The organism is Aeromonas sp. 2692-1 (assembly GCF_013085505.1).
In the GTDB taxonomy this organism is placed as follows: Bacteria; Pseudomonadota; Gammaproteobacteria; order Enterobacterales; family Aeromonadaceae; genus Aeromonas; species Aeromonas hydrophila.
Window position 1 is genome coordinate 4,703,334 of the sequence record NZ_CP038513.1, and the last position, 23,722, is coordinate 4,727,055.

Genomic DNA, 23,722 nt, shown 5'->3' on the forward strand with positions numbered 1-23,722 from the left:
ACGGGGGGTGTGGCAATCGAGTATCAGGCGGCAGGCAGCGCGCTGCAGCTGACGCAGTGGCAGCGATTCTTGCCCCCCTGCTTGGCCAGATAGAGCGCCATGTCGGCGGCGGTCAGCAGCTCCTCTTCCGAGACGCGGGCCTGCTGCGGCAACAGGGTGGCGATGCCGACGCTGGCGCTGAGTCGAAGCCCATCCGCCCCCGGGATCAGCAGCTCGCCGATGCCGACGCGAATGGCCTCTCCCATACGGGAGGCGGCCTCGTCCCCGGTGTTGCCGAGGATCAGTGCAAATTCGTCGCCGCCGAAGCGGCACGGCAGATCGGTGGCCCGCTGGCAGAAGGTGCTTAGCAGCTGACCCACCTGCTGCAAGAAACCGTCCCCGACCTGATGGCCGAAGTGGTCGTTGCACAGCTTGAAGTTGTCCAGATCCAGCATGATGAAGGAGATGGGGGTCTGTTCGCGCATGCTGCGCCGCCACTCGTTGTGCAGAAAGCTGTTGAACAGCCGCCGGTTCGCCAGACCGGTCAGCGGGTCGTGCAGGGAGAGGTAGGCCATGTCCAGCTCCTGCAGCTTGCGCTCGGTGACGTTGATGTGGCTGATGGTGTAGAACTCGACCTCGATACCGGGGATGGCGGAGACCCGCATCATGAACCAGCGCTGGGTATCCGGGCTGTGACAGGGGTACTCCAGATGAAAGTGCTGCTGCTCGTGGCGCAGTACCCGCCGGATCCCCTCGGCCGCCATCTGGGCCAGCGGCTCCACCGAGTTGTCGCACACCCTCAGATAGTTGACGCCCAGCCAGTCGTACCCCTCCGGCATGCCGTTCTGTTCGGCGAAACTATTCCAGGCGAGGTTGGTGTAGTGGATGACGCCATCCCGATCGATCACCGAGATCTGCTCCTCCAGCGAATTGAGCAATGCAGACAGGTATTGCGCCCGATCGGAGAAGTGAAACAGTGATCCCTGAAAATAGTCCGCCATGACCCTGCTCCTCACCCAACAACGACGTACCGCACCTGCCGCAACCACCAGCGTAATGCCGGTGTTCCGTCCATGACGAAGGGGCATCGGCGGCCATGACCCGCCCCCGGCCTGCAAGATAAAGATAGATGATCAACCACTTGCACCATCCCCGCTAGTGGCCGCACCACTGGCTTTCACAAGGAATCCCGTTCCCTCTTCCTCTGCCGTCCATCTTGGTATTGGGGCAGTTTTGCAAAAACCAGGTCGCCTCCTCGCAGGAGGTCATCTGGGAGCAATACTGCCGACCGTCGCACTGACGGACGAAGGTGGGTGCCGCCTGCGGGCTGTCTGTGCTGTCCGCTGCCTGCTGACTGAAAGAAGAGCTTGGCGAAGGCGAGACCGACTCGGCCGAGAAGCGGGAGTAAATGGAGAAGATCCCGGCCAGCACCAGCAGCGGGATCAGCTTGCCGCGCCAGTTGCTGCGGCGCCGATAGACGGGGCGCGGGCGTGCCCTGGCTGGCGTAGGGCGCTCCCCGGTCACAGCCTGTCTACCCGCAGAGGGCGCTGGTTGGGCGCCTGCCAGCGACAGCGGCCGATCCAAAAAGAACACCTGCTCGGCCCTGGGTTTGCCGTCCTGGCCACTGCCAAGCTGATAGGAGACCCGCTCGCCGGCCTTGGGCAGCGAGCCATCTGACTGCAGCGCCGAGATATGCACGAACAGCTCGGCTCCTTTCGGCTCGCCATCCCCCTGCTCGGGGGCGATAAAACCAAAGCCGCGCGCCTCGTTCCAGCGCACGATCCGTCCCTGATAACGCATGCCCTCATCCTTGTGGCCATCGATGCTCGCTTCATGTTGCCCAAAATGGCTGCGGCCCGACAGGGGGCCGCAGACAAAATGTCAAAACAGTGAGCAAGCTCCGCCTGCGGGCGGGATCAGGCCAGCTGGGCCACCTTGCAGATCTCGGCGATGCGGCCAAGCATCCGTAGCGAGGCATGGTGCTCATTGGCATCCGCCGCCGCGCAGGCATCCTCCAGAATGGTGATGGCGTAATCCCGATCATGCCCCTCCCGCGCCGCCGCCTGAATGGCCCAGCTGGTGCTCACCCCGCACAGATAGAGGTGCTCGATGTGATTGGCCCGCAGCGCCGGCTCCAGTGCGGTGCCGTAGAAGGGACTGACCCTGGGCTTGGTCAGCACCAAGTCGCCTGGCTGCACGTCGAGGTCGGCGTGAAAATCGGTGCCGCCATCGCCAAGCGAGAGCGCCCCGAACTGGTGAGCCCGGCCAAACATGGGCGAGCCCTTGGGCTGCAGCAGATAGTGCGGGTCAAAACCCACCTTGATCAGCACCACCAGCCAGCCATGGGCGCGGGCATGGGCCAGCGCCTGATTGGCGTGCGCGATGGCGTCCTGTTCCAGCACATGGGCCGCCGAGGCGGCGATGTGCCCGTCCGGGTGGGCGATGTCGTTGATGAAATCGATCACCAGCAATGCCTTGTTCATGCTGCCTGCTCCCTCATGATGGCGCCGCGCGCCTTAAACCAGCCCCAGCGCATAGCGTAGCGCCATCTCCTTGAGCGGGCCTGCCTTGTCCGCCAGATTGAGGGCCAGGTTGCGCGCCAGCTTGAGCGGGCCTATTTCGTTGCTGAACACCCCGTAGAAGAGATCCATCCCCGACTGCATCAACAGGTTGTCGGGGCGCCGCCGCCACTCATACCGCCCGGCCAGCCCCAGCTGATGCCAGTCGGCGCCAGCCCCTTGCAGCAGATCGACCCAGCAGGCCACGTCCTTGAAGCCGAGGTTGACCCCCTGCCCCGCCAGCGGGTTGATGGTGTGGGCGGCATCGCCCAGCAGCACCACCCGGCCGGCGTGGTAGTCGTTGGCGTGGCGGCGCACCAGCGGGAAGCTCCCCTTGGCCGTCACGGCAAACCCGCCGAGCCGACTCGGGAAGTGGCGGCGCACCTCGGCGGCCAGCCCCTCGTTGCTCATGGCGGCCAGCGCCCGGATGCGGGCCGGGCTGTCATACCAGACCAGGGAGCCGTGTCGGCCCGGCAGCGGCAGGAAGGCACGCGGGCCGTGCGGGGTAAACTGCTGCCAGGTGATGTCTTCCTGCTCGAAGTCGGTGTCGATGTTGATCAGCATGCAGTGCTGACGGTATTCAAAGCGCGACACCCCGATGCCGGCCAGCTTGCGGGTGTGGGATTCGGCGCCATCGCACGCCAGCACCCAGCGGGCGGCCAGCTCGCTGCCATCATCCAGGGTCAGCACCGCCTCGTCCGCACTCTGGCGCAGGCTCGTCACCGCCGCCGGGGTGTGGGTCTGGATGTTGGGGAAGTCTTCCATGCGTCTGAGCAACGCCAGCTGCACCAGCCGGTTCTCGATGATGTAACCGAGCTGGGGCAGGCCGAGGTCGGCGGCATTGAAGCGGGTGGCAAAACCGTCCAGCTCCCAGGTTTCCAGCCGGCGATAGGGGCACAGCCGCATCTGTTGCAGGTGCTGCCAGGCGCCGGCCTGCTCCAACAGCGCCACCGAAGCCTGACTGATGGCGGAGACCCGCAGATCCAGCGGCTGCTCGGGGGCGTATTGCTCCGGCAGCCGGGTCTCGATGACCCGCACCGAGAGACCCTGCGCCGCCAGCAGACAGGCGGTGGCGGCGCCGACCATGCCGGCCCCGACGATGGCGATATCACACTGTTCCATAACTTGATTCCTGCAAGGGGTGAGCCCGGGCAAGGGGAAAACGCAGCCGGACCGAATGACCACATGATACCGCAAGGGGCGCCGGGAAACAGTGAAGGGTGTGGAGAATTAGTGCGCCAAATCAAGGAGAAAGCCGATGCCGACAGGAAGCCCGTCGGCGGCGCTCCGGCCGTGGCCGGCTGGATATTCGCTAGGCAGTCTCCCGATTGCGGAGTAAAATGCCCGGTCCTTTGACCATGCCGCATTCAAAACAAGTCAAGAGAAGCAATGAGCAAAAAACTTCACATCAAAACCTGGGGTTGCCAGATGAACGAGTACGACTCGTCCAAGATGGCCGACCTATTGGATGCCAGCAATGGCTACACGCTTACCGAAGAGCCCGAAGAGGCAGACGTTTTGCTGCTCAACACCTGCTCCATCCGCGAAAAAGCGCAGGAGAAGGTGTTTCACCAGCTGGGACGCTGGAAGAAGCTCAAGGCAAACAAACCCGGTCTGGTGATCGGCGTGGGCGGCTGCGTCGCCTCCCAGGAGGGGGACAACATCCGCACTCGCGCCCCCTATGTGGACATCGTCTTCGGCCCGCAGACCCTGCATCGCCTGCCCACCATGATCAAGCAGGTGCAGGAAGGGCGCGGTGCCCAGGTGGACGTCGCCTTCCCGGAGATCGAGAAGTTCGACAGCCTGCCCGAGCCGCGCGCCGAAGGGGCGACCGCCTTCGTGTCCATCATGGAAGGCTGCTCCAAATACTGCTCCTTCTGCGTGGTGCCCTACACCCGCGGCGAGGAGGTGAGTCGACCGCTCGACGACGTGCTCTATGAAATCGCCCAGCTCGCCCAGCAGGGCGTGCGCGAAGTGAACCTGCTCGGCCAGAACGTCAACGCCTACCGGGGCCCGACTTTCGACGACGGCATCTGCACCTTCGCCGAGCTGCTGCGGCTGGTGGCCGCCATCGACGGCATCGATCGCATTCGCTACACCACCAGCCACCCCATCGAGTTCACCGACGACATCATCGAGGTCTACAAGGACACCCCGGAAGTGGTCAGCTTCCTGCACCTGCCGGTGCAGAGCGGCTCCGACCGCATCCTGACCATGATGAAGCGCCCGCACACCGTGCTGGAATACAAGTCCAAGATCCGTCGCCTGCGCGCCGCCCGTCCCGACATCACCATCAGTTCCGACTTCATCGTCGGCTTCCCGAACGAGACGGACGAGGATTTCGAGGCCACCATGAAACTCATCGAAGAGATCAACTTCGACATGAGCTTCAGCTTCATCTACAGCCCGCGCCCCGGTACCCCGGCCGCCGATCTGCCCGATGACGTCGACATGGAGGTGAAGAAAGCCCGCCTGACCCGCCTGCAGCACGTCATCAACAACCAGTCGATGCAGATTGGCCGCGCCATGCTGGGCTCTACCCAGCGCATCCTGGTGGAAGGGCCTTCCAAGCTCGATCCCATGCAGCTGTGCGGCCGCACCGAGAACAACCGGGTGGTCAACTTCGAAGGCCCGCATACCCTGATCGGCGGCTTTGCCGACGTGGAGATCACCGAGGTGCGTCCCAACTCCCTGCGCGGAAAATTCCTGCGCGGCGAGAACGAGATGAACCTGCGCATCGCCACCGCCCCGAGCGAGATCCTGGCCCGCCGCCCGGACAACGTACCGGACCCGCTGGGCGTGGCCGCCTTCACTCCCCACTAATCTGTTCACCCCATCCGGCCCCGGTCGGATGGGATCGCGTCAAGACGAGGACACTTTGAGCCGACACATCTCGACCCTGAATCTGCATCTGGAACCCGCCGACAACCAGCGTCTCGCCAGTCTGTGCGGTCCGTTCGATGACAACGTCAAACAGCTGGAGCGCCGCCTCGGCGTCGAGATCAGCTACCGCGACAACCACTTCCAGCTGCTGGGCAAGCAGGCCCAGGTGGAGGCGGCCGCCGTCATCCTCAAGCACCTCTATGTGGAAACCCAGCCGCTCAAGGGCGGCAAGGTGACCGACATCACCCCCGACATGGTCCATCTGGCCATTCAGGAGTCGCGGGTGCTGGAGCAGGATGACGAGCCGGCGCCGAGCATCCCCTATGGCAAGGAGGTGACGGTCAAGACCAAGCGCGGCCTCATCAAGCCGCGCAGCCCCAACCAGGCCCAGTACATCGCCAATATCGTGCGCCACGACATCTGCTTCGGCATTGGCCCGGCCGGGACCGGCAAGACCTATCTGGCGGTGGCGGCGGCGGTGGACGCGCTGGAGCGTCAGGAAATTCGCCGCATTCTGCTGACCCGCCCGGCGGTGGAAGCGGGCGAGAAGCTCGGCTTCCTGCCAGGCGATCTCTCCCAGAAGGTGGATCCCTACCTGCGCCCGCTCTACGACGCCCTGTTCGAGATGCTGGGCTTTGAGCGGGTGGAGAAGCTGATGGAGCGCAACATCATCGAGGTGGCGCCACTCGCCTACATGCGAGGCAGAACCTTGAATGACGCCTTTATCATCCTGGACGAGGCCCAGAACACCACCACCGAGCAGATGAAGATGTTCCTGACCCGCATCGGCTTCAACTCCAAGGCGGTGGTGACCGGCGACATCACCCAGGTAGACCTGCCCCGCAACCAGAAGTCGGGTCTGCGCCACGCGCTGGAAGTGCTGCAGGATGTCGACGGCCTGTCGTTCAACTTCTTCGAATCCAAGGACGTGGTGCGCCACCCGGTGGTGGCCCGCATCGTGCAAGCCTACGAGGCGTTCGATGCCAAACAGGCGGCCGACAAAGCCGCCCCCCACACCAGCAAAGAGAGTGCCCAATGAGCGTGACCCTGGATCTGCAGCTGGCCAGTGCCAGCACCGACGGCCTGCCGAGCGAGGCCCAGCTGCAGGGCTGGCTCGACGGCACCATTCTCGGCTTCCAGCAGGAGGCCGAAGTGACGGTGCGCATCGTCGACGAGGCGGAGAGCAACGAGCTCAACCTCACCTATCGCGGCAAGGACAAGCCCACCAACGTGCTCTCCTTCCCGTTCGAGGCCCCGCCCGGCCTGGAGCTGCCGCTGCTCGGCGATCTGGTGATCTGCCGCCAGGTGGTGGAGCACGAAGCCGCCGAACAGGGCAAGCCGCTGATGGCCCACTGGGCCCACATGGTTGTGCACGGCAGTCTGCATCTGCTAGGTTATGACCATATCGAGGATGACGAGGCCGAAGAGATGGAAGCGCTCGAGCGCGACATCATGCAGGAGCTCGGTTTCGCCGATCCTTATCTGAACGACGAAGAGTAAAGAACCGGATGGTCATCGTCTTGAAACAGCCGATGCCCATCCTCATATAGCCACAACGATTTCAAGTGTGTTCATACGAGTAACCAAGAGAGAAAATGACCGACGATCACCCTAGTACCGGCTCGCCGAAGAAAACCTGGCTCGACAAACTCAGCCAACTCTTCCAGGGCGAGCCAAAAGACCGCAACGATTTGGTGGAAGTGATAGCCGACGCCGAAGAACGCGATCTCATCGATCAGGACACCAAGGACATGATCGAGGGCGTGCTCGAAATTGCCGAGCTGCGCGTACGCGACATCATGATCCCCCGCTCCCAGATGGTGACCATCGAGAAATCCCAGCCAGTGGACGAGATCCTGCCGGTGATCATCGAGTCGGGTCACTCCCGCTTTCCGGTGATCAACGAAGACAAGGATCACGTGGAGGGCATCTTGCTCGCCAAGGATCTGCTGCCGTTCGGGTTTGGCGGCCACCACGCCAGCGAACCGCTGCAGCTGGAGAAGATCCTGCGTCCCACGGTGATCGTCCCCGAGAGCAAGCGGGTTGACCGTCTGCTCAAAGAGTTTCGTGAAGAGCGCTACCACATGGCCATCGTGGTGGACGAGTTCGGCGGCGTCTCGGGCCTCGTCACCATCGAGGACATCCTCGAGCTCATCGTCGGCGAGATCGACGACGAATTCGACGACATCGAGGATGAGCCGGACGAGATCCGCCGTATCAGCAAGCGGGTGTTTGCCGTCAGCGCCCTCACCGAGATCGAAGATTTCAACGACTTCTTCGGCACCCAGTTCAGCGATGAAGAGGTGGATACGGTGGGCGGTCTGGTGATGCACGCCTTCAGCCACCTGCCCAAGAAGGGCGAGGAGATCGAGCTGGAAGGCTACCTGTTCAAGGTGATGCACGCCGACAAGCGCCGCCTGCAGCAGTTGCAGGTGAAGATCCCCGACAACCATGTCGCGGCCCAGTCCGAGGCCCAATAAGCCTAGGTCCTTGCCAACAGCGCCCCGCCCGTCGGGGCGCTGTTCGTTTGAGCGCACACAACATCCGCTTCTCCCCGGTAACTGGGCCCATCATCGCCCTTTTATTCCCTCGCTTCGGGCCGTCGGCCGGGAGGCTCGCCGTTGACCGCCTTTACGGGTTAAGATACCGGCCACTCAACCCATTGCAGTTCAATCCGAGCCTTATCGCCCGTGAAATTACAGCCCGTGAAATCAAAACTCCTGACCAGCCTGTTTGCCATGGCCTCTGGCGCCATCGCCGTGCTCGCCTTCTCGCCCTTCAACTACTGGCCGCTGGTGATCCCCTCCCTGCTCGGTCTCTACGCCCTGCTGGACAAGGCCAACCCCAAGCAGGCGGCCTGGCGCGGCTTTGGCTACGCCATGGGGCTGTTTTTGCCGGGGCTGTGGTGGATCCACGTCAGCATGACCATGTTCGGCGGCATTCCGCTGCCGGTGGCCTTTGTGCTGCTGGCCGGGCTGTCGGCCTATCTGGCGCTCTACCCGACCCTGGCCTGCTGGGCCTTCGCCCGCTTCTTCAGCGGTCGCCACTGGAGCCGCTGGCTGCTCGCCTTCCCGGCGCTCTGGCTGATGGCCGACTGGCTGCGCGGCTGGGTGATGACCGGCTTCCCCTGGCTCTGGTTCGGCTACAGCCAGATTGACGGGCCACTCAAGGGCTTTGCCCCCATCCTCGGCGTGCAGGGCATCACCCTCGCGCTGCTGTTGACCGCCTCCGCCCTCTGGCTGCTCTGGCAGAGCCGCAAGCCGGCCTGGCTGTTGGTGCCGGTGGCCCTGGTGGGGGCCGCCCAGGGGCTGATGCAGCTCAACTGGGTGACCCGCGGTGAACCGGTCAAGGTGGCGCTGGTGCAGGGCAACATCGAGCAGTCCCTCAAGTGGGATCCGGAGGCGCTGGTGCCGACCGTGCGCAAGTATCAGGATCTCAGCCGCGAGAACCAGGACGCCGACATCATCGTCTGGCCGGAATCGGCGATCCCGGCCATCGAGAAGGAGATGGGCAACTACCTGGAGAGCCTGGACAAGGCGATGAAGGTGAACGATACCGGCCTGCTGGCGGGGATCATCCACTACGATCTCGAGCAGCAGCGCTTCTTCAATACCGTGCTCGGCATGGGGGTGCAGGATGCGGAAGGCAAGGAGTCCTACTACTACCAGCACAAGAACCGTTACTACAAATACCACCTGCTGCCCATCGGCGAGTTCGTGCCCCTTGAAGATCTGCTGCGTCCCATCGCTCCCTTCTTCAATCTGCCCATGTCCTCCTTCAGCCGTGGCGACGAGGTGCAGCCGAACCTGATCGCCAAGGGGCTCAAGTTTGCCGCCGCCATCTGCTACGAGATCATCTTCCCGGACGAGGTGCGCCGCAACGTGCAGCCGGATACCGACTTCCTGCTGACCGTCTCCAACGACGCCTGGTTCGGCACCAGCATCGGTCCCTGGCAGCACATGGAGATCGCCCGCATGCGTGCCCTCGAGCTGGCTCGCCCGCTGCTGCGCGACACCAACACCGGCATCACCATCGTCACCGAGATCGACGGCAGCATCATCGCCCAGATCCCGCAGTTCGAGGCTGGCGTGCTGCGCACCGAGGTGCGTCCCGCCCACGGCGAGACCCCCTACCTGCGCTTTGGCAGCTGGCCCATGTATGGCATCGCCGCCCTGCTGCTGGCGCTGGGGCTGGGGCTGCGCCCCCGCGCCCACCCCTGGGCGCGCAAGGGCTGACCCAGTCGTACAACCCGATAAATGAGAGAGGCGCCCTTGGGCGCCTCTTTTTATGGCTTGGTACTGTATGGCTGCTTAGGGAGAGAGCGGCTCACGGTGATACTCATCGGCCCCGCACTCGGGACAAGTGCCGAGCTGTTCGGGGTGCAGCACGGTATGGCGCCACTCGCAGTGATCGCACACCAATACTCCGAGCCCCACCCAGTCGCCAGCCCGGTAGACGCCCTTGTGCTCCAGCTCGTCCGCCAGCTCCTGCCACTCCACCTGGGTGCGGTCGGTCACGTCCGCCAGCCAGGACCAGGCGGTGTCTTTGAGCGCCAGCATGAAGGCGGACTCCTCCACCTGCTCATCCTTGCGCCCCTCGTCATAGTTGCCCAGATCCCGCTTCACATACTCGGCGATCAGCGCCAACTCGTCCTGGGTCAGATCCCCGGCCGCCTCCAGATAAGCCTGCACCTTGGCGATCATCCGGTTGAGGCGCTCCCCCTGGAACTGTTCTGTCTCTTGCCACTGCTTTTGCAGCTCGGCAATGAAGGCTTCGTACCCTTTTTGACGTTTGTCCATGGCCGTTACTCCTCTACTGAACCCTGATCAGGCCCGGCTTAAGGCCCGAGGGACGCTGGCGGTTGTTGCCGCCGCAGGATATGGGTATTCTATTGCGATTTCCCAGCTGATTTATCTATCCATTTCACAGATCCGGATGTCACCAATGCAAGAGCAATACGTTCCCCAATCCATAGAACCAGCAGTGCAAAAGCACTGGGATGCCAAGAAAACCTTCAAGGCGGTGGAGAAAGTAGACAAGGAAAAGTTCTACTGCCTCTCCATGTTCCCCTATCCGTCTGGTCGTCTACACATGGGGCACGTTCGCAACTACACCATAGGTGATGTGATCTCCCGTTATCAACGCCTCAATGGCAAGAACGTGCTGCAACCCATCGGTTGGGACGCATTCGGCCTGCCGGCGGAAAACGCCGCCATCAAGAACAACACGGCACCGGCGCCCTGGACCTACGAAAACATCGAATACATGAAGAACCAGCTGAAGATGCTGGGTCTGGGTTATGACTGGGATCGCGAGCTGGCCACCTGCAAGCCGGACTACTACCGCTGGGAGCAGTGGTTCTTCACCAAGCTCTACGAGAAGGGTCTGGTCTACAAGAAGACCTCCTCCGTCAACTGGTGCCCGAACGACATGACCGTACTGGCCAACGAGCAGGTTGTCGACAACTGCTGCTGGCGCTGTGACACCCCGGTGGAGCAGAAAGAGATCCCCCAGTGGTTCATCAAGATCACCGACTACGCCGAAGAGCTGTTGAACGATATCGACAACCTCGAAGGCTGGCCGGAGATGGTCAAGACCATGCAGCGCAACTGGATTGGCCGCTCCGAAGGGGTCAACATCAGCTTCAATATCGAGGGTCAGGCTGAGCATCTGGAGGTCTACACCACCCGTCCGGACACCTTCATGGGCGTGACCTATGTCGGTATCGCCGCCGGCCACCCGCTGGCGCTGCAGGCTGCCGAGAGTAACCCCGAGCTCGCCGCCTTTATCGAAGAGTGCAAGAACACCAAGGTGGCCGAAGCCGAGCTCGCCACCATGGAGAAGAAGGGCATGGCCACCGGCCTCTACGCCATTCACCCGCTGGATGGCCGCAAGGTGCCGGTCTGGGTCGCCAACTTCGTGCTGATGAACTATGGCACCGGCGCCGTGATGGCGGTACCTGGCCACGACCTGCGTGACCATGAGTTCGCCACCAAGTACGGTCTCGAGATCAAGCCGGTCATCAAGCCGGTCGATGGCGAGCTGCCGAACGTGATCGACGCCGCCTACACCGACAAGGGCGTGCTGTTCAACTCCGGCGAGTTCGACGGCCTCGAGTTCCAGCCGGCATTCGATGCCATCGCCAGCAAGCTGGAGAGCCTTGGCTGCGGCAAGCGCACCGTCAACTTCCGCCTGCGTGACTGGGGTGTCTCCCGTCAGCGCTACTGGGGTGCCCCCATCCCCATGCTGACCCTGGCCGACGGCACCGTGGTGCCGACTCCGGAAGATCAACTGCCGGTACTGCTGCCGGAAGACGTGGTGATGGACGGCATCCAGAGCCCGATCAAGGCCGACGCAGAGTGGGCCAAGACCACCTACAACGGTCAGGAAGCGTTCCGCGAGACCGATACCTTCGACACCTTTATGGAGTCCTCCTGGTACTACGCCCGCTACTGCTCCCCGGACTACGACAAGGGCATGCTGGATCCGGCGGCTGCCAACCACTGGCTGCCGGTGGATCAGTACATCGGCGGCATCGAGCACGCCTGTATGCACCTGCTCTACGCCCGCTTCTTCCACAAGCTGCTGCGTGACGCAGGCCTCGTGAACAGCGACGAGCCGTTCAAGCGCCTGCTCTGCCAGGGCATGGTGCTGGCCGACGCCTTCTACTACAAAGACGAGAAGGGCGGCAACGTCTGGGTCAGCCCGACCGACGTCAAGGTGGAGCGTGACGAGAAGGGTCGCATCACCAAGGCCGTCGACAACGAAGGCCGTGAAGTCATCCACTCCGGCATGACCAAGATGTCCAAGTCCAAGAACAACGGCATCGACCCACAGCTGATGGTGGAGCGTTACGGCGCCGATACCGTGCGTCTGTTCATGATGTTCGCCTCGCCCGCCGAGATGACCCTGGAGTGGTCCGACTCCGGTGTCGAGGGTGCCCAGCGCTTCCTGCGCCGTCTGTGGCGCATCACCTTCGAGCATGTCAGTGCCGGCGTAGCTCCCGCACTGAATGTGGCGGCACTCAGCGGCGACCAGAAGGCCGTGCGCCGCGAGCTGCACAAGACCATCGCCAAGGTGAGCGACGACGTGGGTCGCCGTCAGACCTTCAACACCGCCATCGCCGCCATCATGGAGCTGATGAACAACCTGGCCAAGCTGGGCAGCGACGAGCAGGATCGCGCCCTGATGCAGGAAGCGCTGGAAGCGGTGGTGGTCATGCTCTACCCCATCACCCCGCACATCGGCTTCGAGCTGTGGAAGATGCTGGGCAAGGGCGACGACGTGGATCACGCCACCTGGCCGGTGGCCGACGAAGCGGCCATGGTCGAGACCGAGAAGCTGGTGGTGGTACAGATCAACGGCAAGATGCGCGGCAAGCTGACCGTGCCGGCCGAGATCAGCCAGGCCGACGTCGAGAAGCTGGCCATGGCCGATGCCTCGGTCCAGAAGTTCACCGACGGTCTGACCGTACGCAAGGTGATCTACGTGCCGGGCAAACTGCTCAACATCGTGGCCAACTGATGCCATACCGCCTGGCCATGCAGACTGACCGTCTGGTTGCCAGGCGATAACAGCAAACGGATGATAACGGCGGGCCCTGCGCCCGCCGCTCTTCACTTCATGCAAAGAGGATTTTCTATGGGCACCACCCTCACTCGCTGGCTGACCATACTGCTGACCGGTCTGCTGCTGCAGGCCTGCGGTTTTCAGATGCGCGGCACCGCCATCCCGCCCGAGTTGATGACCATGAAGGTGGTCGGTGACAACAAGAGCGATTTCTATCGACTGGTCACCACCCGCCTCAAGGCGGCCGGCGTGCAGCTCGCCGACAAGGAGGGCATTCCGGTGCTGACCCTGTCCGGCGTCGGCAGCACCAGCCAGGTCGCCTCCGTCGACTCCATCGGCCAGGCCCGTGAATACGTGCTGGGCTACAACACCCAGTTCACCGTCTCCATGCCGGGCAAGCCGACCCAGGTCTTCCCCATCGCCTTCAACCGCAGCTTCCTCAACAAACCGGACGCGGCGCTCGCCTCCTCCCGCGAGCAGGAGCAGCTTGGCAAGGAGATGCAGGAGCAGGCCGCCAACCTGGTGATCCGCCAGCTCAGCCAGGTCAAGTTCTGATGCAAGTATCTTGATGAGAGTACGTTGATGAGAGTCTATCCCGAGCAGTTTGCGGATCACCTCAAAGCAGGGCTCAAGCCCTGCTATCTCATTTTTGGGGACGCTCCCCTGTTCAAGAATGAGCAAGCCATCGACCGTGCATCCTTCCCCCTCAACCAGGCCAGGTTCTGATGCGGATTTACCCTGAACAACTCGCGGACCATCTCAAAGCAGGGCTCAAGCCCTGCTATCTCATTTTTGGGGACGAGCCCCTGCTCAAGCTGGAAGCCATCGATGCCGTGCGCCAGGTGGCGCGCAAACAGGGCTTCGATGAGCGTCACAGCTTCGTGGTGGAACAGGGACTGGACTGGAATCAGGTCTACGATGCCTGCCAGGCCATGAGCCTGTTCTCGGCCCGCCAGATCATCGAGTTGGAGCTGCCGGCCAAGGTCGACAAGGATCTGGCGGCCCGCATCAGCGAGATCGGCAAACAGCTGCACCCCGACCTGCTGCTGGTGCTGAGTGGTAATCGCCTCAACCAGACCCAGATGAAGGCAGCCTGGTTCGACAAACTGAGCCAGAGCGGCACCTATGTGCCGGTCAACCACCCCGAGCCCCGTTTCTTCCCGCGCTGGATGAGCGCCCGCTTCCAGCGCTTCGGGCTGAAGGCGCTGCCGGATGCGGTCAACTTCATGTGCCACTCCTACGAGGGCAACCTGCTGGCTGCCAGCCAGGAGATCGAGAAGCTGACCCTGCTCTCGCCGCCCCAGCCCATCAGCGTCGCCTATCTGCAGGAGACCATCATCCGCCACGCCCACTTCACCCCGTTCCAGCTCATCGACACCCTGCTGGAAGGGAAGGTGAACCGGGCCCAGCGCATCCTGCTGGCCCTGCGCGCCGAGGGCACCGAACCCGGCATGCTGGCCTGGGCCTTGTGCCGCGAGCTGGAGCAGCTCACCGAGCTGGCGCTGGCGGCCAGGGCCGGTCAGCCGCTGGTGGAGCACTTCTCCCGCCTGCGCATCTGGCAGAGCCGCCAGCAGCTCATTCAACAGGCACTGACCCGGCTGCCCTTCGCCAAGCTGCAGCAGTTGTGGCAGCTGATGGCCCGGTTCGACGACGCCCAGCGTCGCTTCGATACCGAGCAGGCCTGGCTGATGCTGCAGACCCTCGCCCTCGGTTTTCGCGATGGCACCCCCTTGCCGCTGGCGGGATCTGACGCATGATCCAGCCCGTCGACATCCCGGCCGTCACCGGAGGGGGACCAATGTTGCAGCCGCCCATCGGCATTCTGGGGGGAACGTTCGATCCCATCCACATCGGTCACCTGCGCCCGGCCATCGAGGCCCGCGACGCCCTGGGCCTGGCCGAAGTGCGCCTGCTGCCGAACCATATTCCGCCCCACCGGGCCAGCCCCTTCTGCTCGAGCGAGCAGCGCCTGGCCATGGTCGCCCTGGCAGCGGCGGAAAACCCGGGCTTCGTGGTGGATGAGCGGGAGCTGAAACGGGACACCCCCTCCTGGACCATCGACACCCTCATCGAGCTGCGTCATGAACTGCCGGATACTCCACTCTGCTTTTTGATGGGGATGGACTCCCTGCTCGGCCTGCCGAGCTGGCACCGCTGGCAGGAGCTGCTCGATTACGCCCACCTGGTGGTGAGTACCCGCCCCGGCTGGCAGCCGGACTACCCGGCCGAGGTGGCCGAGCTGCTGGCCCGCCACCAGAGCCGGCAGGTGGCAGATCTGCATCGGCTGCGTCACGGCCGCATCTGGCTGGCGGACAATCTGCCGGTCGAGCTGTCGGCCACCCGCCTGCGGGCGCTGCTGGCGACGGGCGCGGATCCCCGCTATCTGCTGCCGCCGTCGGTGGCACAATACATCCGCCAGCAGGGGCTGTACCGGCCGGCATGAACCCGATCGCTGCCGGCGGTTGTCCGGCACGGATCGCGCACTATAGTGATCAACAGGGGGCGAGTTTGCCAAGCGGGCACGGCCCCTGTTCCACTCCCCTTCGCCGCACTGGGAAACGGGAGTGACCATGATATAATCCGCCGCCCTCACGCCGTGAAAGCGCGCCGGAATACAGGAGAGACTCATTGCAAGGTCAAGAATTGCATGCCTTTATCGTCGACAAGATCGATGACATGAAAGGCCGCGACATCATCACCCTCGATGTACGCGGCAAATCCAGCATCACCGACACCATGATCGTCTGTTCCGGCAACTCCAGCCGTCACGTCAGCGCCATCGCCCACCATCTGGCCAGCGAAGCCCGTCATGCCGGGCTCGATCTGCTGAGCGTGGAAGGCCAGCTCACCGGCGAATGGGTACTGGTGGATCTGGGGTCGGTCATCGTGCACGTGATGCAGGATGAGCATCGCGACTTCTATCAGCTGGAAAAACTCTGGAGCGGCACCGCTCAAGTGAACGCGCAATAACCGAGTACAAGTGTAATAAACGATGAAGATCCAGTTGATTGCGGTGGGCACCAAGATGCCCGCCTGGGTAGAGCATGGCTTCGAAGAGTATCGTCGTCGTTTCCCCAAAGACATGCCGTTCGAGCTGGTCGAGATCGGCGCCGGCAAACGTGGCAAAAATGCCGACATCCCCCGCATTCTGCAAAAAGAGGGGGAAGCCATGCTGGCGGCGGCCGGTCGTTCGCGTATCGTGACCCTGGATATTCCCGGCAAACCCTGGACCACCGAGCAGCTCGCCGTGCAGCTGGAAGCCTGGAAGCTGGATGGCCGCGATGTGGCCCTGCTGGTGGGCGGCCCTGAAGGGCTGTCGCCCGAGTGCAAGGCTGCCGCCGAACAGAGCTGGTCGCTGTCGCCGCTGACCCTGCCCCACCCGCTGGTGCGGGTGCTGGTAGCCGAGAGCCTCTATCGCGCCTGGAGCATTACCACCAATCATCCGTATCACAGAGAGTGAACCATGCGCTATTCCAGCATCACCCTCACATACCCGAATCACAGAGAGTGAGCCATGCGTTATTCCAGCATCACCCTCGCATACCCGAATCACAGAGAGTGAGCCATGCACTATTCCAGCATCCCCCTCTCAAACCAGAATCACAGAGCGTGAGCATGCACATCTGCACCCCGTTTCTCACCAGCTCGACAGTCATAAGGTAGCGGCATGCTGAAGAATCGCATCGAGATGCGCGACCACAGCGCCGAGGGTCGCCTCTTCTTCCGACGTACCCTGGTCGCCTACATCGGCATGATAGTGCTGATGCTGGTGTTGCTGGGCAACCTCTATTACCTGCAGGTCGAGTCTTACGACACCTACCAGACCCGCTCCAACGACAACCGCATCCGGGTGGTGCCGGTGGCGCCGCCGCGCGGCCTCATCTATGACGCCAACGGCGTCCTATTGGCGGAGAACCGCCCGGTCTACAGCCTGGAGATAGTGCCGGAAGAGACCAAGGATCTGGAGAAGACCGCCGACGAGCTGATCGCCCTGCTGAAGCTGCCGGAGGGCACCAAGGAGAAGTTCCTGGCCGAGGTCAAGCGCCAGCGCCGCTTCAAGCCGGTGGCCCTGTTCGAGAAGCTGACCGAGTATCAGGTCGCCCTCTTCTCGGTCAACCAGCACAACTACCCCGGGGTCAGCATCGAGGCCTACCTCAAGCGCTACTATCCGTTTGGTGACACCCTCACCCATGCGCTGGGCTATGTAGCCAAGATCAACACCCGCGACGTGGAGCGCCTCGACAAGGAGGACAAGCTCGCCAACTATGCCGCCACCAAGGACATCGGCAAGCAGGGGGTGGAGAAGTACTACGAGGATCAGCTGCACGGCGTGGCGGGCTACCAGGAGGTCGAGGTCAACAACCGCGGCCGGGTGGTGCGTACCCTCAAGTTCCAGCCGCCCGAGCCCGGCAAGGACATCTACCTCAACATCGACATCCGCCTGCAGCTCAAGGCGCAGGAGTTGCTGGCCGGTCGCCGGGGCGCCATCGTGATGATGGATCCCAATACCGGCGCCATCCTGGCCATGGAGTCGAGCCCGAGCTACGACCCCAACCTGTTCGTGACCGGCATCTCCAGCGCCAACTACTCGGCGCTGCTCAACGATCCGGCAAGGCCGCTGGTGAACCGCACCACTCAGGGCATCTATGCCCCCGCCTCCACCGTCAAACCCATGATGGCGGTGATGGGGCTCAACGAGGGGGCCATCACCCCCAACTACCGCTACTTCGGCGGCCCCAGCTTCTCCATCCCCGGCACCACCAAGAAGTTTCGCGACTGGCGCCGCTGGGGTCACGGCTGGCTCGACGTCTACCGCGCCATCGAAGTATCGGCGGATACCTACTTCTACGATCTCGCCTACCGGGTCGGCATCGACAAGATCAACAGCTACATGACCAAGTTCGGCTTCGGTCAGTACAGCGGCGTCGATCTGTACGAGGAGACCAAGGGGGTGATGCCGTCACGCGACTGGAAGATGGCCCGCTGGCGCCAGCCCTGGTATCAGGGTGACACCATCTCCATCGGCATCGGCCAGGGTTACTGGAGCGCCACCCCGATCCAGCTGGCCAAGGCCATCAGCATCCTGACCCAGAACGGCCACGACGTGACGCCGCACCTGCTCAAGAGCACCGCCTCCATCGATGGCGTGGTCAATGCCCCCATCAACCCGAACATGGCCATCCAGACCAAGAGCGACAGCTACTGGCAGGTGGCCAAGGACGGCATGTGGCGGGTCATCAACGGTCACGAGGGGACGGGTCGGCGCGCCTTTGCCAATACCCCCTACAAGGCGGCAGGCAAGTCCGGTACCGCCCAGGTGGTGGGGCTGAAGGAGAACCAGGTCTACAACGCGGCCACCACCAAGGTGGAGCACCGCGACAACGCCCTGTTCGTCTCGTTCGCTCCGTTCGAAGCTCCCAAGGCGGTGGTCGCCCTGGTACTGGAAAACGCCGGTGGCGGCAGCAGCATGGCCGCTCCGGTGGCCCGCCAGATGCTGGATGCCTACCTGCTGCCACCGGAGCCGCAACTGCCGCCGGCGCCGGCCAAGAAGCCCCAATCTGAAGAGGTCGCTCCTCATGAGTAATTCCGCTCGCCAGCAGAGCATCTGGTACAAGCTGCACATCGACTTGCCGCTGCTGCTCGGCCTGCTGACCCTGATGTCCCTCTCCATGGTGGTGCTCTACTCCGCCTCCGGCCAGGACGTCGACTCTATCGTGCGCCAGCTGGTGCGCGGCGGGCTGGCGTTCGCCCTGATGATCGGCATGGCCCAGCTGCCTCCCTCCCTCTATGCCCGCTGGTCGGTGCCGCTGTTCGTGGTGGTGGTGCTGCTGCTGGTCGCAGTGGACGTGTTCGGCCATATCGGCAAGGGGGCCCAGCGCTGGCTGGACCTCGGCTTCATGAAGTTTCAGCCCTCCGAGGTGATGAAGCTCTCCATGCCCATCATGGTGGCCGCCTGGCTCAGCCGCCACTCGCTGCCGCCCAAATTCAGCCACCTGGTGCTGAGTCTCATCATGGTGCTGCTGCCCACCCTGCTGATCGCGGCCCAGCCTGACCTCGGTACCTCCATCCTGGTGGCCGCCTCCGGCTTCTTCGTGATCTTCCTGGCGGGGATCAGCTGGTGGCTGATCGGGCTGGCGGTGCTGCTGATCTGCGCCTTCATGCCGGTGCTCTGGTTCTTCCTGATGCACGACTACCAGCGCCAACGGGTACTGATGCTGCTGGACCCGGAGAAGGACCCGCTCGGTCGCGGCTATCACATCATCCAGTCCAAGATAGCCATCGGCTCCGGCGGCGTGTTCGGCAAGGGCTGGCTGCAGGGCACCCAGTCCCAGCTCGAGTTCCTGCCCGAGCGCCACACCGACTTCATCTTCGCGGTATTCAGCGAGGAGTTCGGCTTGGTGGGCGTGGCCCTCCTGCTGGTGATCTACCTCTACATCATCAGCCGCTGCCTGTTTATCTCCATGCAGGCCCAGAACAGCTTCGAGCGCCTGCTGGGCGGTGCCCTGACCCTCACCTTCTTCGTCTACGTGTTCGTCAACATGGGCATGGTGAGCGGCATCCTTCCGGTGGTGGGGGTGCCCCTGCCGCTGGTGAGCTACGGCGGCACCTCCATGGTGACCCTGATGGCCGGCTTCGGCATCCTGATGTCCATTCAGACCCACAGAAGGCTGCTGGCATGATGAGGTGGATATATTCTGCCGGTGGTAGGGGCCCCCTGCCGCTGGTGAGCTATGGCGGCACCTCCATGGTGACCCTGATGGCTGGCTTCGGCATCCTGATGTCCATTCAGACCCACAGAAGGCTGCTCGCCTGATGCGACTGGCCGGTTTGCTGCTCTCTCTCGTTGCCCTCACCGCAACGGCGGCCGTCGAGCCCCCGGGGCTCGCCCGGCTCGCCGAGCAGCAACAGGTGCCGCTGGCCGAGCTGCAGGCCGCCGCGGCCCAGGCCAGCTTGCGCCAGGAGGTGCTCGATACCATCAGCAAGCCATGGGAGGCCAAACCCTGGCACCGCTACCGGCCGCTGTTCATCACCCCGGAGCGGATCCGGGATGGCGTCGACTTCTGGCAACGCCACGCCGCCACCCTGGCGCGGGCCGAGCAGACCTACCAGGTGCCGGCCTCCCTCATCGTCGCCATCATCGGCATCGAGACCTTCTACGGCCGCCAGATGGGCCGCCATCCGGTGCTCGACAGCCTCTATACCCTGGGCTTCCACTACCCGGAGCGGGCGGATTTCTTCGCCAAGGAGTTTGCCCAGCTGGTGCTGCTAGCCCGGGAGGAGAAGTGGCCACTCACCCGCCTGAAGGGCTCCTATGCCGGCGCCATGGGCATGGGCCAGTTCATGCCCTCCAGCTATCGCCACTATGCGGTCGATTTCGACGGCGACGGCAAGCGCGATCTGTTCGCCAATCCGGTGGATGCCATCGGCAGCGTTGCCCACTATTTTGCCGAGCACCAGTGGCGCTGGGGGGAGTCACCGGTCGAACCCGCCTTGATCGGGCTGGCGCCAGTGGGTACCCTGCTGGGGCCTGCCCCCGAGCTGACCCAGACCTGGGCCGAGCTGGCCACCGCAGGCATTGAACTCGCCACCCCGCTGGCACCCTACACGCCGGTGAAACTGCTGGCATTGGAACAGGCCGATGGACCGGAATACTGGGTCGCGCGCCACAATTTTTATGTGATCACCCGCTATAACCGCAGCCCGCTCTATGCGATGGCGGTGCATCAACTCAGTCAAGCAATCCAGGACGCGTATGCATTACAGCCACAAACTTCTCCCGCTCAGCCTGACCTTGTTGCTGGCCGCCTGTAGCAGCCAGCCGGAGCAGCTTCCCCCGCCTCCCGAACCGATCCAGCCGGAAAAACCCCAGGTCATCGAGATCCCGCAGGCCACCGGTGCCATCCCGCGCCCCGAGCCCCTGAGCGCCAGCGGCAACCGGGATTACTGGATAGGCAAGCAGAAGAACGAGGTGTGGCGCGACATCAAGCACTACAGCGAAGAGGGGACCGCCAGCTGGCTGGCGCAGGACCTGGACGGCCAGAAGACCGCCAACGGCGACGTGCAGGACAGCAAGCTGTTCAGCGCCGCCCACCGCAACCTGCCGCTGCCAAGCTATGTGCGGGTCACCAACCTGGACAACGGGCTGGAGACCATAGTACGCGTCAACGATCGCGGCCCCTTCGGCAGCGACCGGCTGATCGATCTCTCCCATGCTGCCGCTAAGCAGCTGGAGATGGTGGAAGGGGGCGAGGCACGGGTGCGGGTCGAGCTCATCAACGACACCCCGGACCAGATGGTGATCATGGCCCCCATGCAGCCCATCGAGATGACGCCGACCACGCCGGCGGCCGCGGCCCCTGCAGCTCAGGACGGCTTCGTCGGTCAGCCCACCGAACTGGCCATGGCTACACCGGCTGCCGCCGAACCGGCTCCCGTCAAGGCCCCGGTCGTCAAACCCGCCAAACCGGCAGCGGCCAAGGCGGCCGCGCCCGCCAGCAGCGGCGAGGGCAAGATGATCCAGGTGCTGGCCAGCGGCTCGCAGGCACGGGCCGAGGCGATGGGCAAGGTGATGACCCAGCGCCATGGGGTGCCCTACCGGGTGGCGGCCCACGGCGCCATCTTCCGGGTCCTGCTGGGACCGGTCCCCGCCGCTCAGCAGACCGCCCTGCTCGAACAGATCCGTCAGGGGGGGCTGGAGCAAGCCTTCATCGTCCCCTGATCGCGGAGTGGCTCAGCCAGCATGAACCACCGCCATCCGTTGCCGCCATCACGTCGTTTCCCGGCGTGATGGCGGCAACGGATGGATAAAAAACCAGGCCAGATGGCACGTCGGGCTTTGACCGACGGTCGCTTCTGGTATAGTGAAGCCCGCATTTTTAACTTGGGTTACCCCAACCAGGCTCCAGGAATTTCAAGATGTCCAAATTTGCCCGTTCAGTTATTCTGGCCTCCCTGATAAGCGCCACCGCTCAGGCCAATACGCCTGTACCGACCCCGAACGCCAACCCCGTGGTCGTTCCCGCCGCGCCGGAGATCTCCGCCAAGGCCCATATTCTGATCGACTACTACTCGGGTCAGGTGCTGGCCGAGCAGAATGCCGAAGAGCGTCTGCCGCCCGCCAGTCTGACCAAGATGATGACCTCCTACATCATTGGCCAGGAGCTGCTGAAGGGGAACATCAAGCGCACCGACATGGTGACCATCAGCCAGAACGCCTGGTCCAAGAACTACTCCGACTCCTCCAAGATGTTCATCGAGGTGGGCAAGCAGGTCTCGGTCGATGACCTCAACAAGGGCATCATCATCCAGTCCGGCAACGACGCCTGCGTCGCCATGGCCGAATTCTTGGCCGGCAGCACCGACTCCTTCGCCAGCCTGATGAACAGCTGGGCCGCCAAGCTCGGCATGAACGACAGCCACTTCATGAACCCGCACGGGCTGGATGCGGAAGGTCACTACAGTACCGCCCACGACATGGCGCGCTTGGGCCAGGCCCTGATCCGCGACCTGCCGGACGAGTACAAGATCTACGCCCAGAAGTCCTTCGTGTTCAACGGCATCACCCAGCACAACCGCAACCGTCTGCTGTGGGATCAATCCCTGCAAGTTGACGGCATCAAGACCGGCCACGTCAGCCAGGTCGGCTACAACCTGGTCTCCTCCGCCACCAACAACGAAGGCATGCGCCTGATCGCCGTGGTGCTGGGTGCCAGCAGCGAAGCCTCCCGCGCCGCCGAGAGCAAGAAACTGCTCACCTACGGCTTCCGTTTCTTCCAGAGCCTGACCCCGTACAAGGCTGGCACCGAGCTGGTGACCCAGAAGATCTGGATGGGCGACAAGTCTGAAGTGAAACTGGGCGTCGACAAGGACGTCTCCGTGCTGGTCACCCGTGGCCAGGGCAACAACCTCAAGGCCGACTTCCAGCTTGAAAGCGAGCTGAAGGCACCGCTGGCCAAGGGCCAACGGGTCGGTACCGTGTTCCTCAAGCAAGGGGACAAGGAAATCAAGCAGGTTCCGCTGGTCGCCCTGGAAGAGGTGCAGGAAGGTGGCCTGATGAGCCGTCTGTGGGATTACCTGGTGATGCTGGTCTCCAGCTGGTTCAAGTAACCTGCGCACAAACCTGACCAAACAGCGGCGCCAACAGGCGCCGCTGCTGTCTTTTGCGGTCGGGCCAGTCAATAACCCTGCAATCTGCAGGTTCCGCCGACTGACGATTTGTGGTAAAAAGCAGCACCTCCATGCCTCGTCTGCCAGACCGGACCTTGATCCCGGCCTGGGCAATGCCCATATACACTTGAGCAGTGCCCGCCACAGACGGGTAGATGGCGGCCCTGATGGGCCATCGGCCACTAGCCACAAGCGATGAAGTCGTCCCGTGACGACACCAAAAGGTGAGTAAATGAATACCAAGTTTGATGAACTGCTGGAGTTCCCCTGCAAGTTCCCGTTCAAGGTGCTCGGCGTTGCCGACCCGGCGCTGCCGGACATGGTGGTAGAAGTGCTGCAGCAGCACGCCCCCGGTACCTACAGCCCGACCGTGCAGCCCAGCTCCAAGGGCAACTACCACTCGGTCCGGGTCACTGTGACCGCCCAGAGCAAGGAACATATCGAAGCCATGTATACCGCACTCGGTAACATAGAGCTGGTTCGCTACGTCCTGTAAGTCGCCTCTCTCGCCCCGCCACCGGGGCGACTGATTATTTGCCAGCCGGCTGTCGTGGCCGCGCTGGCCG

The 23,722-nt window shown here is 63.3% G+C and carries 23 protein-coding genes and 1 pseudogene; 19 read left to right on the forward strand and 5 right to left on the reverse strand.

Going from position 1 to position 23,722, the window contains the following annotated elements; translation table 11 throughout:
- Positions 1-23 precede the first annotated feature (23 nt).
- The 4 genes from E5E97_RS21920 to E5E97_RS21935 form a co-directional block, all read right to left on the reverse strand.
- Positions 24-980 (reverse strand): diguanylate cyclase, encoded by a 957-nt coding sequence (locus E5E97_RS21920; RefSeq protein WP_011707012.1) that lies wholly within the window; start codon positions 978-980, stop codon positions 24-26.
- Positions 981-1,134: 154 nt separating this feature from the next.
- A complete protein-coding gene (locus E5E97_RS21925; protein ID WP_171281093.1) occupies positions 1,135-1,779 on the reverse strand; it encodes a cold-shock protein in 645 nt (214 codons plus the stop codon).
- Positions 1,780-1,895: 116 nt separating this feature from the next.
- Positions 1,896-2,462: an isochorismatase family cysteine hydrolase gene (locus tag E5E97_RS21930; protein WP_171281094.1), complete on the reverse strand. Its 567-nt coding sequence runs from the start codon at positions 2,460-2,462 to the stop codon at positions 1,896-1,898.
- A gap of 33 nt (positions 2,463-2,495) precedes the next feature.
- The gene (locus E5E97_RS21935; RefSeq protein WP_171281095.1) at positions 2,496-3,659 is read right to left on the reverse strand and encodes an FAD-dependent oxidoreductase; all 1,164 of its coding nucleotides are present in this window, start codon (positions 3,657-3,659) and stop codon (positions 2,496-2,498) included.
- A 267-nt stretch (positions 3,660-3,926) separates the two neighbouring features.
- Between E5E97_RS21935 and miaB the strand changes: the two genes are divergently transcribed.
- The 5 genes from miaB to lnt all read left to right on the forward strand — a co-directional run bounded on the left by miaB (position 3,927) and on the right by lnt (position 9,655).
- Positions 3,927-5,360 carry a tRNA (N6-isopentenyl adenosine(37)-C2)-methylthiotransferase MiaB gene (gene miaB / locus E5E97_RS21940; protein WP_118880656.1) on the forward strand — a complete coding sequence of 478 codons (1,434 nt, stop codon included), beginning with the start codon at positions 3,927-3,929 and terminating at the stop codon, positions 5,358-5,360.
- Positions 5,361-5,415: 55 nt separating this feature from the next.
- The gene (locus E5E97_RS21945; RefSeq protein ID WP_077096535.1) at positions 5,416-6,459 is read left to right on the forward strand and encodes a PhoH family protein; all 1,044 of its coding nucleotides are present in this window, start codon (positions 5,416-5,418) and stop codon (positions 6,457-6,459) included.
- Positions 6,456-6,920 (forward strand): rRNA maturation RNase YbeY, encoded by a 465-nt coding sequence (gene ybeY, locus E5E97_RS21950; protein ID WP_017409246.1) that lies wholly within the window; start codon positions 6,456-6,458, stop codon positions 6,918-6,920. Before E5E97_RS21945 ends, ybeY begins: the two co-directional genes overlap by 4 nt.
- Before the next feature lie 95 nt (positions 6,921-7,015).
- Positions 7,016-7,900 carry a CNNM family magnesium/cobalt transport protein CorC gene (corC, locus tag E5E97_RS21955; protein WP_011707019.1) on the forward strand — a complete coding sequence of 295 codons (885 nt, stop codon included), beginning with the start codon at positions 7,016-7,018 and terminating at the stop codon, positions 7,898-7,900.
- A gap of 210 nt (positions 7,901-8,110) precedes the next feature.
- Positions 8,111-9,655 carry an apolipoprotein N-acyltransferase gene (gene lnt / locus E5E97_RS21960; RefSeq protein ID WP_011707020.1) on the forward strand — a complete coding sequence of 515 codons (1,545 nt, stop codon included), beginning with the start codon at positions 8,111-8,113 and terminating at the stop codon, positions 9,653-9,655.
- 75 nt (positions 9,656-9,730) lie between these two features.
- Here the strand turns inward: lnt and E5E97_RS21965 are convergent, their stop codons facing one another.
- Positions 9,731-10,219: a zinc ribbon-containing protein gene (locus E5E97_RS21965; protein WP_005298255.1), complete on the reverse strand. Its 489-nt coding sequence runs from the start codon at positions 10,217-10,219 to the stop codon at positions 9,731-9,733.
- A gap of 145 nt (positions 10,220-10,364) precedes the next feature.
- Between E5E97_RS21965 and leuS the strand changes: the two genes are divergently transcribed.
- The 14 genes and pseudogenes from leuS (at position 10,365) to ybeD (ending at position 23,652) form a co-directional block, all read left to right on the forward strand.
- Positions 10,365-12,944, forward strand: a complete 2,580-nt coding sequence (gene leuS, locus E5E97_RS21970; protein ID WP_171281096.1) for a leucine--tRNA ligase — start codon at positions 10,365-10,367, stop codon at positions 12,942-12,944.
- A 117-nt stretch (positions 12,945-13,061) separates the two neighbouring features.
- Positions 13,062-13,544 (forward strand): LPS assembly lipoprotein LptE, encoded by a 483-nt coding sequence (gene lptE / locus E5E97_RS21975; protein WP_016351676.1) that lies wholly within the window; start codon positions 13,062-13,064, stop codon positions 13,542-13,544.
- Between the two features lie 27 nt (positions 13,545-13,571).
- A pseudogene (locus E5E97_RS21980) lies at positions 13,572-13,679 on the forward strand (DNA polymerase III subunit delta); the annotation flags it as partial.
- 35 nt (positions 13,680-13,714) lie between these two features.
- Complete coding sequence (holA, locus tag E5E97_RS21985; RefSeq protein WP_171281097.1) at positions 13,715-14,746, forward strand: DNA polymerase III subunit delta; 1,032 nt, start codon at positions 13,715-13,717, stop codon at positions 14,744-14,746.
- Positions 14,747-14,787: 41 nt separating this feature from the next.
- Positions 14,788-15,432, forward strand: a complete 645-nt coding sequence (gene nadD, locus E5E97_RS21990; RefSeq protein WP_077096551.1) for a nicotinate-nucleotide adenylyltransferase — start codon at positions 14,788-14,790, stop codon at positions 15,430-15,432.
- 185 nt (positions 15,433-15,617) lie between these two features.
- Positions 15,618-15,959 carry a ribosome silencing factor gene (gene rsfS / locus E5E97_RS21995; RefSeq protein ID WP_011707026.1) on the forward strand — a complete coding sequence of 114 codons (342 nt, stop codon included), beginning with the start codon at positions 15,618-15,620 and terminating at the stop codon, positions 15,957-15,959.
- 22 nt (positions 15,960-15,981) lie between these two features.
- Positions 15,982-16,449, forward strand: a complete 468-nt coding sequence (rlmH, locus tag E5E97_RS22000; RefSeq protein WP_005298242.1) for a 23S rRNA (pseudouridine(1915)-N(3))-methyltransferase RlmH — start codon at positions 15,982-15,984, stop codon at positions 16,447-16,449.
- 207 nt (positions 16,450-16,656) lie between these two features.
- Positions 16,657-18,573, forward strand: a complete 1,917-nt coding sequence (gene mrdA, locus E5E97_RS22005; protein ID WP_016351679.1) for a penicillin-binding protein 2 — start codon at positions 16,657-16,659, stop codon at positions 18,571-18,573.
- On the forward strand, positions 18,566-19,669 hold the full coding sequence (gene rodA, locus E5E97_RS22010) for a rod shape-determining protein RodA (protein ID WP_016351680.1): 1,104 nt from the start codon (positions 18,566-18,568) through the stop codon (positions 19,667-19,669). The genes mrdA and rodA overlap by 8 nt, the downstream gene beginning before the upstream one ends.
- Entirely contained in the window at positions 19,666-19,803 is a 138-nt protein-coding gene (locus E5E97_RS22015) for an FtsW/RodA/SpoVE family cell cycle protein (protein WP_011707029.1), read from the forward strand. Before rodA ends, E5E97_RS22015 begins: the two co-directional genes overlap by 4 nt.
- Entirely contained in the window at positions 19,803-20,801 is a 999-nt protein-coding gene (gene mltB, locus E5E97_RS22020) for a lytic murein transglycosylase B (RefSeq protein ID WP_171281098.1), read from the forward strand. The genes E5E97_RS22015 and mltB overlap by 1 nt, the downstream gene beginning before the upstream one ends.
- Positions 20,743-21,708 (forward strand): septal ring lytic transglycosylase RlpA family protein, encoded by a 966-nt coding sequence (locus E5E97_RS22025; protein ID WP_171281099.1) that lies wholly within the window; start codon positions 20,743-20,745, stop codon positions 21,706-21,708. Before mltB ends, E5E97_RS22025 begins: the two co-directional genes overlap by 59 nt.
- 197 nt (positions 21,709-21,905) lie before the next feature.
- The gene (locus E5E97_RS22030; protein WP_011707032.1) at positions 21,906-23,096 is read left to right on the forward strand and encodes a D-alanyl-D-alanine carboxypeptidase family protein; all 1,191 of its coding nucleotides are present in this window, start codon (positions 21,906-21,908) and stop codon (positions 23,094-23,096) included.
- 292 nt (positions 23,097-23,388) lie between these two features.
- The gene (gene ybeD / locus E5E97_RS22035) at positions 23,389-23,652 is read left to right on the forward strand and encodes a DUF493 family protein YbeD (protein WP_005298227.1); all 264 of its coding nucleotides are present in this window, start codon (positions 23,389-23,391) and stop codon (positions 23,650-23,652) included.
- Positions 23,653-23,722: the final 70 nt, after the last annotated feature.

Coding starts and splice junctions, on each gene's coding strand:
- E5E97_RS21920 (WP_011707012.1), bottom strand. CDS start 980: ATGGCGGACTATTTTCAGGGATCACTGTTTCACTTCTCCGATCGGGCG.
- E5E97_RS21925 (WP_171281093.1), bottom strand. CDS start 1,779: ATGCGTTATCAGGGACGGATCGTGCGCTGGAACGAGGCGCGCGGCTTT.
- E5E97_RS21930 (WP_171281094.1), bottom strand. CDS start 2,462: ATGAACAAGGCATTGCTGGTGATCGATTTCATCAACGACATCGCCCAC.
- E5E97_RS21935 (WP_171281095.1), bottom strand. CDS start 3,659: ATGGAACAGTGTGATATCGCCATCGTCGGGGCCGGCATGGTCGGCGCC.
- miaB (WP_118880656.1), top strand. CDS start 3,927: ATGAGCAAAAAACTTCACATCAAAACCTGGGGTTGCCAGATGAACGAG.
- ybeY (WP_017409246.1), top strand. CDS start 6,456: ATGAGCGTGACCCTGGATCTGCAGCTGGCCAGTGCCAGCACCGACGGC.
- corC (WP_011707019.1), top strand. CDS start 7,016: ATGACCGACGATCACCCTAGTACCGGCTCGCCGAAGAAAACCTGGCTC.
- E5E97_RS21965 (WP_005298255.1), bottom strand. CDS start 10,219: ATGGACAAACGTCAAAAAGGGTACGAAGCCTTCATTGCCGAGCTGCAA.
- leuS (WP_171281096.1), top strand. CDS start 10,365: ATGCAAGAGCAATACGTTCCCCAATCCATAGAACCAGCAGTGCAAAAG.
- lptE (WP_016351676.1), top strand. CDS start 13,062: ATGGGCACCACCCTCACTCGCTGGCTGACCATACTGCTGACCGGTCTG.
- holA (WP_171281097.1), top strand. CDS start 13,715: ATGCGGATTTACCCTGAACAACTCGCGGACCATCTCAAAGCAGGGCTC.
- nadD (WP_077096551.1), top strand. CDS start 14,788: ATGTTGCAGCCGCCCATCGGCATTCTGGGGGGAACGTTCGATCCCATC.
- rlmH (WP_005298242.1), top strand. CDS start 15,982: ATGAAGATCCAGTTGATTGCGGTGGGCACCAAGATGCCCGCCTGGGTA.
- mrdA (WP_016351679.1), top strand. CDS start 16,657: ATGCTGAAGAATCGCATCGAGATGCGCGACCACAGCGCCGAGGGTCGC.
- rodA (WP_016351680.1), top strand. CDS start 18,566: ATGAGTAATTCCGCTCGCCAGCAGAGCATCTGGTACAAGCTGCACATC.
- E5E97_RS22015 (WP_011707029.1), top strand. CDS start 19,666: ATGATGAGGTGGATATATTCTGCCGGTGGTAGGGGCCCCCTGCCGCTG.
- mltB (WP_171281098.1), top strand. CDS start 19,803: ATGCGACTGGCCGGTTTGCTGCTCTCTCTCGTTGCCCTCACCGCAACG.
- E5E97_RS22025 (WP_171281099.1), top strand. CDS start 20,743: ATGCATTACAGCCACAAACTTCTCCCGCTCAGCCTGACCTTGTTGCTG.
- E5E97_RS22030 (WP_011707032.1), top strand. CDS start 21,906: ATGTCCAAATTTGCCCGTTCAGTTATTCTGGCCTCCCTGATAAGCGCC.
- ybeD (WP_005298227.1), top strand. CDS start 23,389: ATGAATACCAAGTTTGATGAACTGCTGGAGTTCCCCTGCAAGTTCCCG.